The 14,606-nt window shown below is 46.1% G+C and carries 13 protein-coding genes; 4 read left to right on the top strand and 9 right to left on the bottom strand.

Annotated elements, in window-relative coordinates:
* Positions 1–78 precede the first annotated feature (78 nt).
* The 4 genes from fliS (at position 79) to E4N66_RS04030 (ending at position 4,094) form a co-directional block, all read left to right on the top strand.
* A complete protein-coding gene (gene fliS, locus E4N66_RS04045) occupies positions 79–525 on the top strand; it encodes a flagellar export chaperone FliS (protein ID WP_044015581.1) in 447 nt (148 codons plus the stop codon).
* A gap of 4 nt (positions 526–529) precedes the next feature.
* The gene (locus tag E4N66_RS04040) at positions 530–1,006 is read left to right on the top strand and encodes a hypothetical protein (protein ID WP_044015579.1); all 477 of its coding nucleotides are present in this window, start codon (positions 530–532) and stop codon (positions 1,004–1,006) included.
* 51 nt (positions 1,007–1,057) lie between these two features.
* Positions 1,058–1,783, top strand: coding sequence for a transporter associated domain-containing protein (locus E4N66_RS04035; protein ID WP_044015577.1), 726 nt, complete (start codon positions 1,058–1,060; stop codon positions 1,781–1,783).
* A gap of 190 nt (positions 1,784–1,973) precedes the next feature.
* Complete coding sequence (locus E4N66_RS04030; RefSeq protein WP_253729051.1) at positions 1,974–4,094, top strand: methyl-accepting chemotaxis protein; 2,121 nt, start codon at positions 1,974–1,976, stop codon at positions 4,092–4,094.
* A gap of 266 nt (positions 4,095–4,360) precedes the next feature.
* On the opposite strand, the gene E4N66_RS04025 is transcribed toward E4N66_RS04030, so the two are convergent.
* The 9 genes from E4N66_RS04025 to infB form a co-directional block, all read right to left on the bottom strand.
* The gene (locus tag E4N66_RS04025) at positions 4,361–5,431 is read right to left on the bottom strand and encodes an LptF/LptG family permease (protein WP_253729050.1); all 1,071 of its coding nucleotides are present in this window, start codon (positions 5,429–5,431) and stop codon (positions 4,361–4,363) included.
* Positions 5,428–6,546, bottom strand: a complete 1,119-nt coding sequence (locus E4N66_RS04020) for an LptF/LptG family permease (RefSeq protein ID WP_044015570.1) — start codon at positions 6,544–6,546, stop codon at positions 5,428–5,430. The genes E4N66_RS04025 and E4N66_RS04020 overlap by 4 nt, the downstream gene beginning before the upstream one ends.
* 95 nt (positions 6,547–6,641) lie before the next feature.
* Positions 6,642–7,097, bottom strand: coding sequence for a dUTP diphosphatase (gene dut, locus E4N66_RS04015; protein ID WP_044015568.1), 456 nt, complete (start codon positions 7,095–7,097; stop codon positions 6,642–6,644).
* 23 nt (positions 7,098–7,120) lie between these two features.
* Complete coding sequence (pnp, locus tag E4N66_RS04010; RefSeq protein ID WP_253729049.1) at positions 7,121–9,217, bottom strand: polyribonucleotide nucleotidyltransferase; 2,097 nt, start codon at positions 9,215–9,217, stop codon at positions 7,121–7,123.
* Between the two features lie 162 nt (positions 9,218–9,379).
* Complete coding sequence (gene rpsO, locus E4N66_RS04005) at positions 9,380–9,649, bottom strand: 30S ribosomal protein S15 (protein WP_044015564.1); 270 nt, start codon at positions 9,647–9,649, stop codon at positions 9,380–9,382.
* Positions 9,650–9,652: 3 nt separating this feature from the next.
* On the bottom strand, positions 9,653–10,477 hold the full coding sequence (locus E4N66_RS04000; RefSeq protein ID WP_253729048.1) for an FAD synthetase family protein: 825 nt from the start codon (positions 10,475–10,477) through the stop codon (positions 9,653–9,655).
* A 26-nt stretch (positions 10,478–10,503) separates the two neighbouring features.
* Positions 10,504–11,511 carry a tRNA pseudouridine(55) synthase TruB gene (gene truB, locus E4N66_RS03995; protein ID WP_253729047.1) on the bottom strand — a complete coding sequence of 336 codons (1,008 nt, stop codon included), beginning with the start codon at positions 11,509–11,511 and terminating at the stop codon, positions 10,504–10,506.
* Positions 11,498–11,875 carry a 30S ribosome-binding factor RbfA gene (gene rbfA, locus E4N66_RS03990; protein WP_253729046.1) on the bottom strand — a complete coding sequence of 126 codons (378 nt, stop codon included), beginning with the start codon at positions 11,873–11,875 and terminating at the stop codon, positions 11,498–11,500. The genes truB and rbfA overlap by 14 nt, the downstream gene beginning before the upstream one ends.
* A complete protein-coding gene (gene infB / locus E4N66_RS03985) occupies positions 11,872–14,601 on the bottom strand; it encodes a translation initiation factor IF-2 (protein WP_044015556.1) in 2,730 nt (909 codons plus the stop codon). Before infB ends, rbfA begins: the two co-directional genes overlap by 4 nt.
* Between the last annotated feature and the right edge of the window lie 5 nt (positions 14,602–14,606).

The following is a 14,606-nucleotide window of genomic DNA, read 5'->3' as shown; positions in this document are numbered from 1 at the left end:
TTTTCACGGAGGGACTCAACAGACCGTTTCTTTTGCCGATAAGATAGAAGGAACACGCGATCGCATGGGGGATTAAAAATGAGTTATAACAGTCAAGCCTTAACGGCATATAAAGAGACACGTGTAAAAACGGCAAGTCCGGGATCTCTGATCATTATGCTGTATGATGAGGGTATTAAAAATATTACCCTTGCCATTGAAGGCATGCCTGATGGAAAAATTGAAGCGGAAAATATTGAACGCATTCACCAGTACATTTTAAAAGCGCAGGATGTTATTACCGAGCTGATGGCATCCTTAAATATGGATGAGGGAGGAGAAATTGCCGAAAATCTCTTATCGCTTTACTCCTTCTTTAACCAACAGCTTTTTCAAGCCAATATGCAAAAGGATCCGCAGCCGCTTATTACGGTACGCGGCATGATGGAAGAACTTCGCGAAGCATGGCATCATGTTGTCAATTCAACTGCCGCCGCTGCAACAGAAATAAAACCGGTTGCTTCCGGTGTAAACATAGCAGGATAAGGCCATGCATACAGCTACGCTTAATGATTCCGAAATTGCCGAACGGGTTGCAGTCCTCAAGCGGTTCAGGTCGCTGTTAGAGCAGCAGCGGCTTAAATTCCGCGAATACTTGACAGTATTGGAAAAGCAAGAAAAAAGTATTTCCGACGAAAACACCGATGCTGTCCTACAGCACACGGAATTGGAAGAGTCCATTATTGCCGAAATATTTACTATTCAAAAAGTAATCGATCCGCTGGAATATATGTATACCAATATCTGCAAGAATACGGATCATTCGGATATTCCTCATCTTAAAACGGATTTGGATGACTTACAAAAAAGGGTTTTGGCTCAAAATAAAAAGAATCGTGAGCTTCTGCAAACACATATTACCGGTTTACGGCAGCAAGTTGCATCGCTGAAGCGGCCTTATGCACACAAAGAAAGTATCTATGCCGGTACGGCGCGCACTGCGGCTCTCGTCGATCTCAGTTTATAATCGATAAGATTCGAACCTTATGCTCTGCATTTTTTACGCTGCACATACCGTATGAACCTCCCATTACCGCCGCAATATCAGGCGAAAGAAAAGGAACCGTCTGCATATACGCGAAAAATCGGCAGCTGCATGACCTACCGCTCCGATATTGTATGGATTGATATTACGGATAAGAGTCAGGATATTCTTACACTGATAAAGACGCACAAAAATTTTGACTATTTTCCGGTATGTGCAAGTAAAATCGATGCAGTTATCGGTATTGTCAGCGCACGGGATTATTTGCAAAGCAGGTTCGAAACGCCGCCGCCGAATCTGCAAAAAGTTTTAACAAAACCGCTGTTCATTCCCGAATCACAAACCATCAGACATACCCTTGAATTACTGAACGAGCATAACACACATAGCGCCTGCGTTATTGACGAATATGGCGGCATCGAAGGATTTATCACTAAAGACGGTCTATTGGAAAGCTTGTTTAATAGAAGCATTCAGTCTGCAAGCCGTACAGGCCAGCAACCCGCTCGGCAAGCGGACGGAAGTATTATTGTCAGTGCACAGATGAGCCTTGACGAAATACAGGCGATCGGGCTTTTAAATGATATTGAACGCCATCCAACCGAAGAATACTACACCCTTGCCGGCTACCTGCTTGCCCATCTTGATGCCATTCCCCGCCCCGGCGACAGCATCGATACCGGTTCTTATATCTGCACGGTACTCGGTATGCATGGGCAGCGAATTGATCAAGTCGCGATAAAGAAAAAAGAAGCTTAAGCGCCCCATACATTTACGCCCCTCTTTATACTATCCCGCAATCTGTACAATTAAAATACAAAATACGCTACGGTCTTGCACAAAAATATATTTATGAATATAATCGCATCTTCTTAAGTATCGATACAGACGATATTTATTCGAAGAAACCGATACTTTAACATTTTATAGGTAGGGAGACCGACAAAACATGAAGGACACAATCAGTATCCGCAGCCCCCGAAAATATTTTTCAATTCAACGTAAGCTTATCTGTGTATTCGGGTTACTCATGCTGCTTGCAATTGCCGTTTTAGGAATTACGGCAATAACGATTTCAAAAAATGCAATGATAAAAAAAGTTCATCTTCAACTGACCGAAAAAGCGAAAGACACCGCATCATTGATAGATGAACGCATCAATACTTTTTTTGCCAGCCTTACAGCTATCGCACGGCAAGAAACTCTGAGAAAAGACATTCCGTATGAACAAAAAGTTGCTATTCTTGCGCATGAACTCACATTCAGTAATTCAAAAATAAATGCATTCGGAATTTGCGATCGAGAAGGAAATGCATGGCTTACCGATGGGAGACAATCGAACGTTTCCGATCGGGAATATTATCAATCCGCACTCAACGGAAAAGCATTTGTAACGGAGCCGATGATTTCACGTGCAACTAATGAACTTTTCACATTTTTCTCGGTTCCGATTTATAACGACGAAAAGGACATCATCGGTGTCTTATATGCACGGGTAGACGCATCCGGTCTTTCCCAAATGATATCCGATATTGTAATTGGGGAAACGGGGGACTGCTATGTTATAGGACTCTCAGGCAATACCATCGGAGATACTGATATTGAGGCGGTAAAATCCCAAGAAAACAGCATGGAAAAAGCAAAAAGAGATACCGCCTTTGCCGAAATAGCAGCCTTTGAAAAAAGAGCATTGCAATCTACAGCGCCCGATACAGGATACTTTCATTGGCAAGGCGAAGAGCAAATAGCAGCCTTCGGAATAATTGCAAGTACCGGATGGCGAGTTATTCTTTCCGCCCCCATACATGAATTTCTAGGCAGTATAGCGGTTATGCAAAAATCGCTCTCTGTCATTACAGTCGTCATCTTGCTGGTTGCAATTATGGTTGTCTATATCACTGCGTATAAAATAGTAAAACCAATAAAGGCCGCGGTTGAGGCGTTAAAAGATATTGCACAAGGAGAAGGTGATTTAACGGTACGCTTACCGGTTGTAGGCAAAGATGAGATAACAGATCTTTCCAATTACTTTAATCAGACAATAGAGAAAATCGGCACATCGGTTAAAGCAGTCGGAGCCAGTTCGGATGTTATGCAGGGTGTCGGTGAAGAACTTGCAAGCAATATGACCGAAACAGCAAGCGCTATACACCAAATAAATGCAAATATCGAAAGCGTTAAACAACAAGCGCTTACCCAAGCGGCAAGCGTTACCGAAACAGCGGCTACTATCGAAGAGATTGTACGCACTATTCGGCAACTTAACGGTAGTATCGAAATGCAAGCTGCAAGCGTTGCCCAATCTTCTTCATCAATAGAACAAATGGTTGCCAACATCACATCCATTGGCCAAACGCTCGGTAAAACCGATGAGGCGATTAGAAGCCTGACCGGTGCTACGGGAGACGGAAAAGATACATTGGTAACCTCCAATGCGGTTACCAAAAAGATTGCCGAAGAATCGGGGTCTCTGATAGAAGCCTCAAGCGTTATTCAACATATTGCATCGCAAACGAACCTGCTGGCAATGAATGCTGCGATAGAAGCCGCACACGCAGGCGAAGCAGGCAAGGGCTTTGCGGTCGTCGCAGATGAAATCCGAAAACTTGCCGAAGATTCAGCCGCTCAAGGCAAAACAATAACAACAACGCTTAAAACGCTATCGGGTGAAATTGAAACGCTTGCAAATTCTTCCAGAATCGTCGAAGGAAAATTCAATACAATCTTTACCCTTGCCGAACAGGTTAAAGAGATGAGTAACAGCCTTACCGAGGCAATGCGCGAACAAGAACACGGCAGTAGAGAAGTGCTTACCGCGATCAAAAACATCAATATGGTAACATTGGAGGTACAAGCAGGTTCCGCTGAAATGTTGAAGGGCAGTGAAGGTGTTGCGGAAGAAATGCGAAAACTGGATAACCTCACCCGTGTTATTACCGACAGTATGAATGAAATGGCTTCCGGCGCCGTACAAATCAATAACGCAGTACAGGAAGTTAACGGTATTACGCAGCAGAATAAGCAGAGTATTGAGAATTTAGTTGTAGAAGTTTCTAAATTCAAAACCTAGACTTTTGAAAATATACGGCGCATCTACTTCGTTGCTGCGCACAAATTAATCCTCAACGTATCAAAGATACGCCTGCGGTTAATTTGTGCTCGCGCCTCGTATCTGCATCGTCTATTTTCAAAAGCATTAGAAATAGTTTTTCCGATAAAAAGAAAAATGCCCCCTACGCCCCCTAAAAAGAAAAATAACGGCTTAGGGTTCTACCCTAAGAACCTGCCGTGATTCTAGGGGTTAGTTCTGGAACGGAAGTTTAGCAGGTATGATTTTTACGTACGCGCTATTTTAAGCATTGCGACGCTCAAGAGCGTGAAAATTAAAAGAGGGAGAAACGCACCGGCAAGCGGAGAAATATATTCCCATTTTGCAGAAACCATGGTCATCATCTCAGTAACATAATAGAGAACTGCAAGGGCTAAACTGAAGAGTAAACTCATCAGCAGGATATTTTTTTTAAATCGGCCGCCAATGGAAACCGAAAAAAATAAAACAATGAATGTTGTAAACGGAAATGAAAAGCGGCGGTAATATTGAGAAAGATATTCATGATAGGGTAAGCCCATCTTTTTTAAGTTATCGATAAAGACTTTTGCTTGTGCAACAGTCATCTCATCGATAGAGGTAATATTCCGCTGGAAGGTTTCGGGAGGTTCGGAAAAAAGAGTTTCATCGATGGTATCTTGATAGAGGACATCATTGTCGGCAGCAAAGGTGTAGATAGATTTATCAGACACTTCCCAGTGATCGGTTTGCCAATGAGCCGAACTTCCTTTCACAACGGAAGAAATATCTCCCGATTCGGTACGCACAACAATCAGTACATTGCTCAATTCTTTTTGATTATCATCGTAGTAATCGGCAAAATATACAATCTTTCCCGACTCGGATAAAATAACCACATCACTGCTGCTCAAATTCTGTTGAGGTTCCAAGATAGAATTTACCAGCGCAATTTTTTGCCGCTGAAAATGAATTAAGATATGGTCTTCAAAATAAAACATCCCAAGCGATAACAAAAATCCGCACAGTACAAGTGGAGCTACCAATACGGCGAGCGGCATACCGGAGGCAAAAATCGATGTCAGCTCATTTTTTGCATACATATTTCCCATTGTATACGAACTTGCAAACAATACCGAAAGCGGCATTGCAAATGATATACATTTTGGCAAATACAAATACATTACCCGAAGCAGCGTAACAAAGTGTACTTGATTTTGTAAATACTGCGCCAGATTAAGAAAGAGATCGCCGAGCTGCAACAGCAAAATAAAAAACAACAGTGTTAGCACAAAGACGGGGAAAAAAAGTTGCAGCAAATATCGTTGAAGAATTTTCATTTGAATAATTTTTTCCCCAGCAGTGCAATGGAGGCGGCAAATACCATAATATTGGGTACCCACATAGCGATAGTCCCATTCCAATCAAGCCGTAAGCAGAGCGTCTGCCCGCCCATAAACAGCGCCCAATAAGCGACGGCAATTAAAAGCCCCAACACAAAACCTACACCCTGATTATGTACCTTACCGGCGCTGCTGATGGCAAAGGCAAGCAGCACAAAAAAGAAGGCACCGAAAGGAATGGAAAACTTCTTATGAAATTCCATCCAATACAAATTGAGTATCCGGTTGTCTTCGTTTTGTATTTGTTTTTCCTTTATATCCTTATAGAGGTCAAATGAGGACATTTCGGACGGACCGATTGTATTAAAATAAGAGGACTTAATGCTCTTTGCAAGCACGTTGTAGGTTACTGCGTCGCCGTTTACTGCATCATATTTTTGTTTATCGGAAGGATCTAAAATAAGAAGATGTGGCAGAGCCATTTTAAGCGACATCACGATTGAAGGATCATCGGATTTTTCAATTTCCGCAGTCTGCGTACCGAGTATACGGAATGCTTTATCAGCATTTTTATCGACAATCAAAAGATTATGGATTTTTCCATCCTGTATTAATCCCGTTACAACAACCGCATTACGATTGCGCTTTATGGAATAAGAGGAAAGTTCCAGTGCAGGAGTTGAGGTTGCAATATCCCAATAGACTCGTCTAAAATTGACGGCACTGGCAGGCAGCAATACATCGTTGGTAAAAAAGGAAACTATCGAAACAACTAAACCGACCAGCAGTACCGGCAGCATCAGAAAACGAGGCGAAACGCCAAGCGCATTCATAGAAAGGAATTCCAAATCGCTGACAAACCGGCCAATCCCCATTAATATACCGATTAAGGCGGCAAAGGGAGCAGCATTTGCGATAACTGCAGGCAGCGAATACAGCATCAACAATGCGACATCCTTAAAGGGAGCCTGTTTTGATAAGACATCTTCTGCCAGCAGCAGAATATTATTAACAAAAAAGATAAAGAACAAAAACAAAAAACAGACAAAAAAGTACAGCAGCATTTCTTTTATAATATATAAAAAAAGCAGCCTTTGTCTTATGCCCATCATCTTCTTCTTTTAATCTCCGAAACGCAAAAATGCCGATAACTCCAAATACAGTAGCAGGGGTATTTTTCTTTTTATAACGGCTCCATTGCGTTCAGTTACGCGATTCCGGTGGAGCCGTAGCCGCCGGTGCCCCGTCCTGTTTTTGAAAGTGCATCAGTTTGTACAAAGCTCACCTGAACCGCCTGAGCAACCACGGCTTGTGCAATCCTATCGCCATTTTGTACGGTAAAAGGTTCGCTGCCGAAGTTTACCAACAGCACACACAGCTCTCCGCGGTAATCGGAATCAACCGTACCGGGAGTATTGAGCACCGTAATACCGTATTTTAGCGCAAGCCCCGACCGAGGGCGTACTTGCAGCTCATACCCCACAGGCAATTCAACAAAAAGCCCCGTTGGGATGAGCTTACGCTCCATCGGATTCAGCGTTATCGGTTCCGCCAGGTATGCATATAAGTCCGCTCCTGCGGAACCGGGTGTTTGATATTCAGGCAGCAAGGCTCCTTCCTTGAGTACGGAAAAAACCTTTACTGCCCCATCAGCAATACTCACCGTTTTTTTCCTCAATGAGCGGCTTAACGGTTTTTTTCCTGCTCTTCACAGGCATCGATATACGAAAGATTTAAGCGGCCGAGCTTATCGATTTCCAAAAGCTTGACGGGTACTTTTTGTCCTTCCTGCAGCACATCGGACACTTTTTCGATGCGGCTGCGTGAAAGCTTGGAAATATGACAGAGGCCTTCCTTGCCGGGCAGAATTTCGATAAAGGCGCCAAAATCCTTGATGCACTTAACGGTTCCTTCATAAATTCTGCCCACCTCAGGATCTTCTACGATGCCGATAACCGCAGCTTTGGCGCCGAGCGCGGACGAAGAATCCCGCCCGTAGATGGTAACCGTACCGTCGTTTTCGGTATTGATTGTTACATGGTATTGTTCGGACAGCGCCTTAATAATCTTTCCGCCCGGCCCGATGAGCGCTCCGATCTTATCAACCGGAATCTTGAGTGTTTCAATCCGCGGCGCATACTTCGACACCTGCTCGGAGGGTTTGGAAATAGTCTGATTCATAATGCCGAGGATATGGAGCCGGCCTTTTTTTGCCTGCTCGAGCGCTTTTTGCATAATCTCAGCGGAAACGCCGGCGATTTTAATATCCATCTGGAAGCCGGTAATACCTTCTGCGGTACCGGCAACTTTAAAGTCCATATCGCCGAGGTGGTCTTCTTCGCCCAGAATATCGGAGAGTACCGCAAAGCGGCTTCCGTCGGTAATAAGTCCCATCGCAATACCGGCTACCGGCTTTTTCATCGGGACGCCGGCGTGCAGCAACGAAAGCGTACCGCCGCACACGGTTGCCATTGACGAAGAACCGTTGGATTCCAGAATTTCGGAAACCACTCGGATGGTATACGGGAACGCTTCTCTGGACGGAATCATCGGCATAAGCGAGCGGTGCGCAAGGTGCCCGTGCCCGATTTCACGGCGTCCGGTTCCAAGCCGTCCCACTTCACCGACCGAATAGGGCGGGAAGTTATAATGCAGGATAAAATTCTCTCGGCGGTCGCCTTCGATATCGTCATAAACTTGTTCGTCAAACACGGTACCGAGCGTAACAACGGCAAGCGACTGTGTTTCCCCGCGGGTAAACACCGCAGAACCGTGCGGACGCGGCAGCACTCCAATCTCGCAGGTGATGGGACGGATATCTTCCAAGCCGCGCCCGTCAACCCGCAAGCCTTTTTCCAGTATGTTTTCGCGCAAAATATGGTATTCCATATCGTCGAATAAAGCAGCAAAGAGCTTCGCCTGTGTTTCATCGGTAAGCTGCTCCGCATATTCTTCGGCGAGCGCCTTTCTGATAACATCGCAGGCTTCGCGGCGCTCTACCTTGCCCTTTGTATATAAGGCTTTAGAAAGTTCGGGGTAGGCCTTTGCGTAAATGGCATCTTTATTTGCAAGCGTTGCGTTCACGGGTGCAAGCGGCAGTTTTTCCTTGCCACACGCCGCGCGGAGCTCATTTTGCAACGCACAGATCGCTTTGATAAATTCATGCGCTTTTTCCAAGGCCTTGAGCATGATCTCTTCCGAAACCTCGTGGGCGCCGCCCTCTACCATCGTAATACCTTCGGCGGTACCCGCGACAACGATTTCCATATCAGCCTTTTCAATCTGGCTGAAGGTCGGGTTTATTACAAACTCGCCGTCGAGGTATGCCACGCGGGCGCCCGCAACCGGCCCGTTAAACGGAATGTCGGAAATAACAACTGCAGCCGAACTTGCAATAACCGCTAAAATATCCGGCGGATTGATCATATCCGAGGAAATACAGGTCGGTACAATCTGAATTTCCCGCCCGAACGCTTTTTCAAACAGCGGCCGCATCGGACGATCGATCAGCCGCGAAACTAAAATCTCTTTATCCTTAGGACGGCCTTCACGCTTGATAAAACCGCCCGGTATCTTTCCCGCTGCATAGTATTTTTCATTATAATCGACGGTTACCGGTACATAATCGAGCCCCTCAACTGCCGTAGATGACGCACACACCGTCGCCAACACTGCGGTTCCGCCGAATTGCGCATAAATAGCGCCGTTTGCCTGTTTTGCCAGATGACCTGTCTCTAAAATTAACTCTTCATTTCCGATCTTATACGTTACTCTTTGTCTCATAATATTTCCTTCTATTAATTACAATTTCTCAAACTACTTATAAAAAACGGCTACCTACCTGTTCCCGATAGGTAACCGTTTTATGCCGCTTAAAACAATCTAAAGAAAATTACTAAAAACGTTCGCTATTAGCAATTTCCGGTACATTAAGCAGCGTGTATCTTACTTGCGCAAGCCTAACTCTTTAATAAGGGCACGGTAGCCTTCGAGGTTGGTACGCTTGTAGTACTTCAGCAAGCGCCGTCGCTGTCCTACCAATACCAAAAGCCCCCGCTGGCTGCTCTTATCCTTTTTATTGATTCTGCAGTGCTCGGTGAGCTGTCGGATCCTATCGGTCAACAACGCAATCTGAACTTTGGTATTGCCCGTATCTTTTTCGTTTGCACCGAATTTCATAACAACCGATGCAGTGTGTTCTTTTGTAAGTGCCATTTCTTACTCCTTCCGTATAAATTCCAATTTATGTATTAATGTTTCCGCGGCAAACGGAACCGGCGCTGCGGTCTCTTCGGAAACTTCCAGCAAAGTATCCGTAACTTTCACCTGTACGGGAATAATCACCCCCGACCGTAAATATGCGCAGGCTGAATACTGTCCGCTCTGTGGGAGAATCTGTGTTACAGCCGACTTTTCGATAGACCATACAGTGTTCTCTCTCCGCTGGACTATTTTTTCGACATCTAAGAAAAAAGGATACCCGAGAAGGTCTTTTGCAAGGGTGAAATCAGCTTGTTCAACAGCCTGCCGTATCGCGCTTGAGCTGATACGCACCTGCCGTGCCGAATAAAGCTGTTCAATGGAATCAAAACAAAAGCCCCTTTCACGAGCAAGGCGCTGTAAGTCCCCTACTCCCGTATCGTGGCGATACCCGCAGGTAAAATCACTGCCAACGGCAAGATATTTTATGCAGATAGTTTTTATTAGTATGTCAAAAAAAACAGTACCTTTTATTCTAGCGAAATCAGCGGAAAAGTCAATCAGCACCGCAAAGCTAAATCCTTGCTCGGCAAATTTTTGCAGTCGCATTTCCAGTGTAGAAACATCGCCTGCATAAGTATTTCCCGCCTTAACCGACCGAGGTGACCGGAAAAAAGTGATGATTCCAGCGGGAATGCCCTTATGTCGTGCAGCCTTTAACACCGCCGACAAGATACGCTCGTGCCCGCGGTGCGGTCCGTCAAATCCGCCTATGGAAATAGCAGAACCCTGCGGATACAAGTTTTTTTCTTTTATTAAATCATCCCAATAGATAATCTTCATCACTCCAGCCTATCAGTGCAAACGCCTCAGCTTTGATTGAATACAGTCTCATAATGAAACCGGTTACCGTTTTTTATGATCAGACCCGTGCAGCTACCCTGATAAAACACTGCGATAGGTCCGCCGTCAGAAAGCGGTTGCGTACCTGTAAACCAGTACCCGTTGATGGGCTTCCCGTTCATAAACGCAGCATAATATTTCTCTTGAAGCACCGCTATTTGAAAATGCATGGCACCGGCGATTTCTTCATTTAAAGGCAGCGCCGCCCGTTTTACTTCTTCGTCGGTAACCGAATACGGTGCACCTTCCGTACTCACTGCAGCGCTTCCGAAAGGCTGCAGCGCCGAAAAACCGGCCGCCTGTTCAAGGGTAAACGGCCCGACTGCCGTTCTGCGGAGCCCATAGACATACGCGGCAGAACCGCATCGATGGGCAATATCCCGCACCAATGCACGGATATACGTTCCCTTGGAGCAGCGCACACACAGCACGGCGCCCAGCACTTTTTGAGCTGCACCTATTTCGGATTTTTCGGCATCCGTATCAGCTTCCGGTGCATAAAAAATTTCTTCGATGTCAATGCTATAGATGGTAACGGTTCGAGGCGGTACGGTTACCGTTTCTCCACGCCGTATTTTATCGGAAAGCCGCTCCCCCGCCTGCTTTACCGCCGAATAAACAGGCGGCACTTGCTCGATGTGTCCGGTCAGCTGCCGAATTGCCGCAATAAAGTCGGCATACACCGGAAGCGGCTTTTCGGCGATAACGGTTCCCTCGGGGTCGAGCGTATCAGTTTCTTTTCCAAAATAGAACAACACGCGATAGGTTTTATCAAAATCCGTGATATACGGCACCAGTTTGGTCAGCTTTCCGGAAAGCAACACCAGTAAGCCGTCAGCAAAGCTGTCGAGCGTACCGGTGTGTCCTACTTTTTTAGTGCCGAGCGTATGCTTTACCTGCCAAAGGGAGGTAAAGCTGGTTATACCGGAAGGTTTTGCAAAGGGGATAATAAATTGAGGTTCAATCTTGGGCATTGTTCCCGGAATCCGAGGCTGCTTCTAAGGCTTCAAGTTTTTTCACCATATTAAAGCCCTCTTCGATACTTTCGTCATAGATAAAGGTAAACTGAGGACACTGATGGATATGCAGCTTTTTTGCCAAGCTTGTGCGGATAAATCCCGCCGCGTTTTCCAAACCCCGAACGCCCTGCTTTGTCTTATGCGTATCCATAAAGCTGGAAACATACACCTTTGCGTACGCAAGGTCGCCGGACACTTCTACTCTGTTTATCGAAAGAAAGTTGGAAACACGCGGATCTTTTATCTTCCCTGAAAAAATCAACTGAGAAATTTCCTCGCGGATTTGTTCCGCGAGTTTATCCAAACGGAACTCACTCATTCAGCTGCTTCTCCGTTACCGGTATGAGCTTCGGGTGCTTCATAATGCTGTGTATCAGTCAGCTTACGGGCAACCTCGACGGTTTCGATAATCTCCAGCTGGTCGCCGACCTTTATATCGTTGAAGTTCTCAAGCGCAATACCGCATTCGTAACCCGCAGCCACTTCCTTGACATCATCCTTAAATCGGCGCAAGGACGCAAGCTTACCGGAGAACACCACAATGCCGTCGCGGATAAGGTGAACCGTACTGCTCCGTTTTACCGTACCTTCAAGTATATATGAACCGGCGATATTGCCGATCTTAGGTACTTTAATAACGCTGCGGATTTCAGCCATACCGATAACATTCTCTTTAATATCGGGACTGAGCATTCCTTCCATAGCCTGCTGAATTTCTTCAACGGCTTTATAGATAACGTTATACTTGCGGATATCGACCTTTTCCTGTTCGGCAAGCGCCTTTGCCTGCGATGTGGGACGGACATTGAAGCCGATAATGATTGCGTTTGAATCCGCTGCAGCAAGCATAACATCAGAGTCATTGATAGCACCGGCAGACGCATGGATAACATTCAAGCGTATTTCTTTTGTAGACAGTTTTTCAAGCGATTGCTTCAAGGCTTCTACCGATCCCTGTACGTCGCCCTTAATAATAACTTTGAGTTCAAGAACTTCACCATCGGTGATCGTTTCATACAGGTTATCGAGCGTTACCTTCTTCACATTACGTGAATCTTCAAACCGCTTGAGTTCTTGCCGTTTTAACGAAATTTGGCGAGCCATGCGTTCGGATTCGGTTACTTGGAAGGGATCACCCGCATTCGGCATTCCTTCAAGTCCTAAAATCTCTACCGGCATACTCGGCGTTGCTTCGTCGATCTTTTCACCTTTGTCGTTAAAGATAGCACGAACACGTCCGGAATAAACACCTGCGACATAGGGATCGCCCGTTCGGAGGGTTCCACGCTGTACGATAATCGTTGCGACAACGCCGCGTCCGTGATCGATCTTAGATTCAACAACCTTTCCTTCCGCACGGCAGCTATAGTTTGCCTTCAGTTCCAATACTTCCGCTTGTAACAGGATTGCATCGAGTAGGTCATCGATACCTTTTTTCTGCAAGGCTGAAATGGGAACGTATATCGTGTCTCCACCCCATTCTTCGGCAACAAGACCGAGTTCGCCGAGGCGGGTTTTTATTTTATCGGGGTTTGCTTCCGGCTTATCGATTTTATTGATTGCAACGATTATCGGAACCTTTGCATCCTTCGCGTGGTTCAGCGCTTCAATCGTCTGAGGCATCACGCCGTCATCGGCCGCAACTACCAATACGACAATATCGGTAACCTCGGCGCCGCGCGCGCGCATCATTGTAAATGCTTCGTGGCCGGGCGTATCAAGGAAGGTGATATTTCCCTTGGGGGTAGATACCATATAGGCGCCGATATGCTGGGTAATACCGCCGAACTCATGGGCGGTAACATTGGTACTGCGGATAGCATCAAGCGTCTTGGTTTTACCGTGGTCAACATGTCCCATGATGGTAACAACCGGCGGCCGGGTAAGCAACTCTGCATCTTCATCGTTGACAGTTTCGATAATGGTTTCATCATAGAGGCTGACGATTTTAACATCACACTCATATTCCGAAGCAAGGATGGTTGCAGTATCCGCATCGATGGATTGATTCATCGTTACCATCATGCCCATTTCCATCAATTTACCGATAAGCTCCGATGCTTTGAGGTTCATCTTTCGAGCTAATTCTGCAACGGAAATGGATTCCATCATCTCGATGCTCTTAGGAACGGCGCTTACCTTTTCTTTAGCCTTTTTCTTTTGCTGCAGCAGTTTCTCTTCAAAGAACTCGCTTTCCTGATCCTTTCGTGAATAAGTCTTTTTGCCCTTAAACGCTTTTTTGGTATTCTGCTTATTGGTTTCAAGCGGCATCGGGCTTGACATCGGACGACCGCCGGCACCACCTCTATTCTGTCCGCCTTGGAAACCGGGCTTATTAAAGCCACCTGTCCGCGGTCTATCCGATGAATAGCCGCCCGGACGACCTCCGCGGTTGTTCTGATCGCCGCGTCCATCCTGTTGCTGCTGGGTTCGTCCCTGTCCGCCGGTAAAGCCGGGCTTATTATGCCGGTTACCTTGGTTACCGAACCGGTTCATCGGCTTGGATCCACCCGCAAGGTTTCCCGCACGGCGGTCTGGCCGTTTGCTGCTTAAATCCAGTGAACGGATTTGATTCTTATTATCCGATTGCGATTGTGTCTGTTGAGTTTGAGATTGAGTTTCGGTATTTTCTCTCCGCATCGGCTTTTCAGATCGATTCCTATCATAGCGTTCCGTGCGTTCGCCGCTATGCTTTTGTACGCGGCGGTTTTCTTCCCCCTGCGTATAAGCAGAACTTTTTCGTTCCGACGGCTGCGCCGAATGCTCCGGTGTTTTTTTCACCTGAGGGGAAGAATCCGCAGGAGTTGAAGATACAACAGGACGCCGCTTCTGCTCGCCGGCAGGACGATTTCCTGCTGCGCCGGCTGGAGCTGCGTTCGCCGTAGGATGCGCTACCGGTTTCAGTTTACGTTTTATTGTCCGTACCGGTTTCTGTTCTACGGCCTGCTGTACTTGAGGCTGGGCTGCCGCTACCGATGCAGAATCGGGCTTTGCCTTTTTGAGAATAACTTTTTGTTCCTGAGTATTTTCGATACCTTCTGCCATACAAC

Source organism: Treponema sp. OMZ 857, from assembly GCF_024181085.1.
Classification (GTDB): Bacteria; Spirochaetota; Spirochaetia; order Treponematales; family Treponemataceae; genus Treponema.
This window is presented reverse-complemented; position numbering and strand designations above follow the sequence as displayed.

Coding starts and splice junctions, on each gene's coding strand:
- rbfA (WP_253729046.1), bottom strand. CDS start 11,875: ATGAGTGAGTTCCGTTTGGATAAACTCGCGGAACAAATCCGCGAGGAA.
- E4N66_RS04040 (WP_044015579.1), top strand. CDS start 530: ATGCATACAGCTACGCTTAATGATTCCGAAATTGCCGAACGGGTTGCA.
- truB (WP_253729047.1), bottom strand. CDS start 11,511: ATGCCCAAGATTGAACCTCAATTTATTATCCCCTTTGCAAAACCTTCC.
- E4N66_RS04000 (WP_253729048.1), bottom strand. CDS start 10,477: ATGAAGATTATCTATTGGGATGATTTAATAAAAGAAAAAAACTTGTAT.
- pnp (WP_253729049.1), bottom strand. CDS start 9,217: ATGAGACAAAGAGTAACGTATAAGATCGGAAATGAAGAGTTAATTTTA.
- fliS (WP_044015581.1), top strand. CDS start 79: ATGAGTTATAACAGTCAAGCCTTAACGGCATATAAAGAGACACGTGTA.
- E4N66_RS04035 (WP_044015577.1), top strand. CDS start 1,058: ATGAACCTCCCATTACCGCCGCAATATCAGGCGAAAGAAAAGGAACCG.
- rpsO (WP_044015564.1), bottom strand. CDS start 9,649: ATGGCACTTACAAAAGAACACACTGCATCGGTTGTTATGAAATTCGGT.
- E4N66_RS04020 (WP_044015570.1), bottom strand. CDS start 6,546: ATGATGGGCATAAGACAAAGGCTGCTTTTTTTATATATTATAAAAGAA.
- infB (WP_044015556.1), bottom strand. CDS start 14,601: ATGGCAGAAGGTATCGAAAATACTCAGGAACAAAAAGTTATTCTCAAA.
- E4N66_RS04025 (WP_253729050.1), bottom strand. CDS start 5,431: ATGAAAATTCTTCAACGATATTTGCTGCAACTTTTTTTCCCCGTCTTT.
- E4N66_RS04030 (WP_253729051.1), top strand. CDS start 1,974: ATGAAGGACACAATCAGTATCCGCAGCCCCCGAAAATATTTTTCAATT.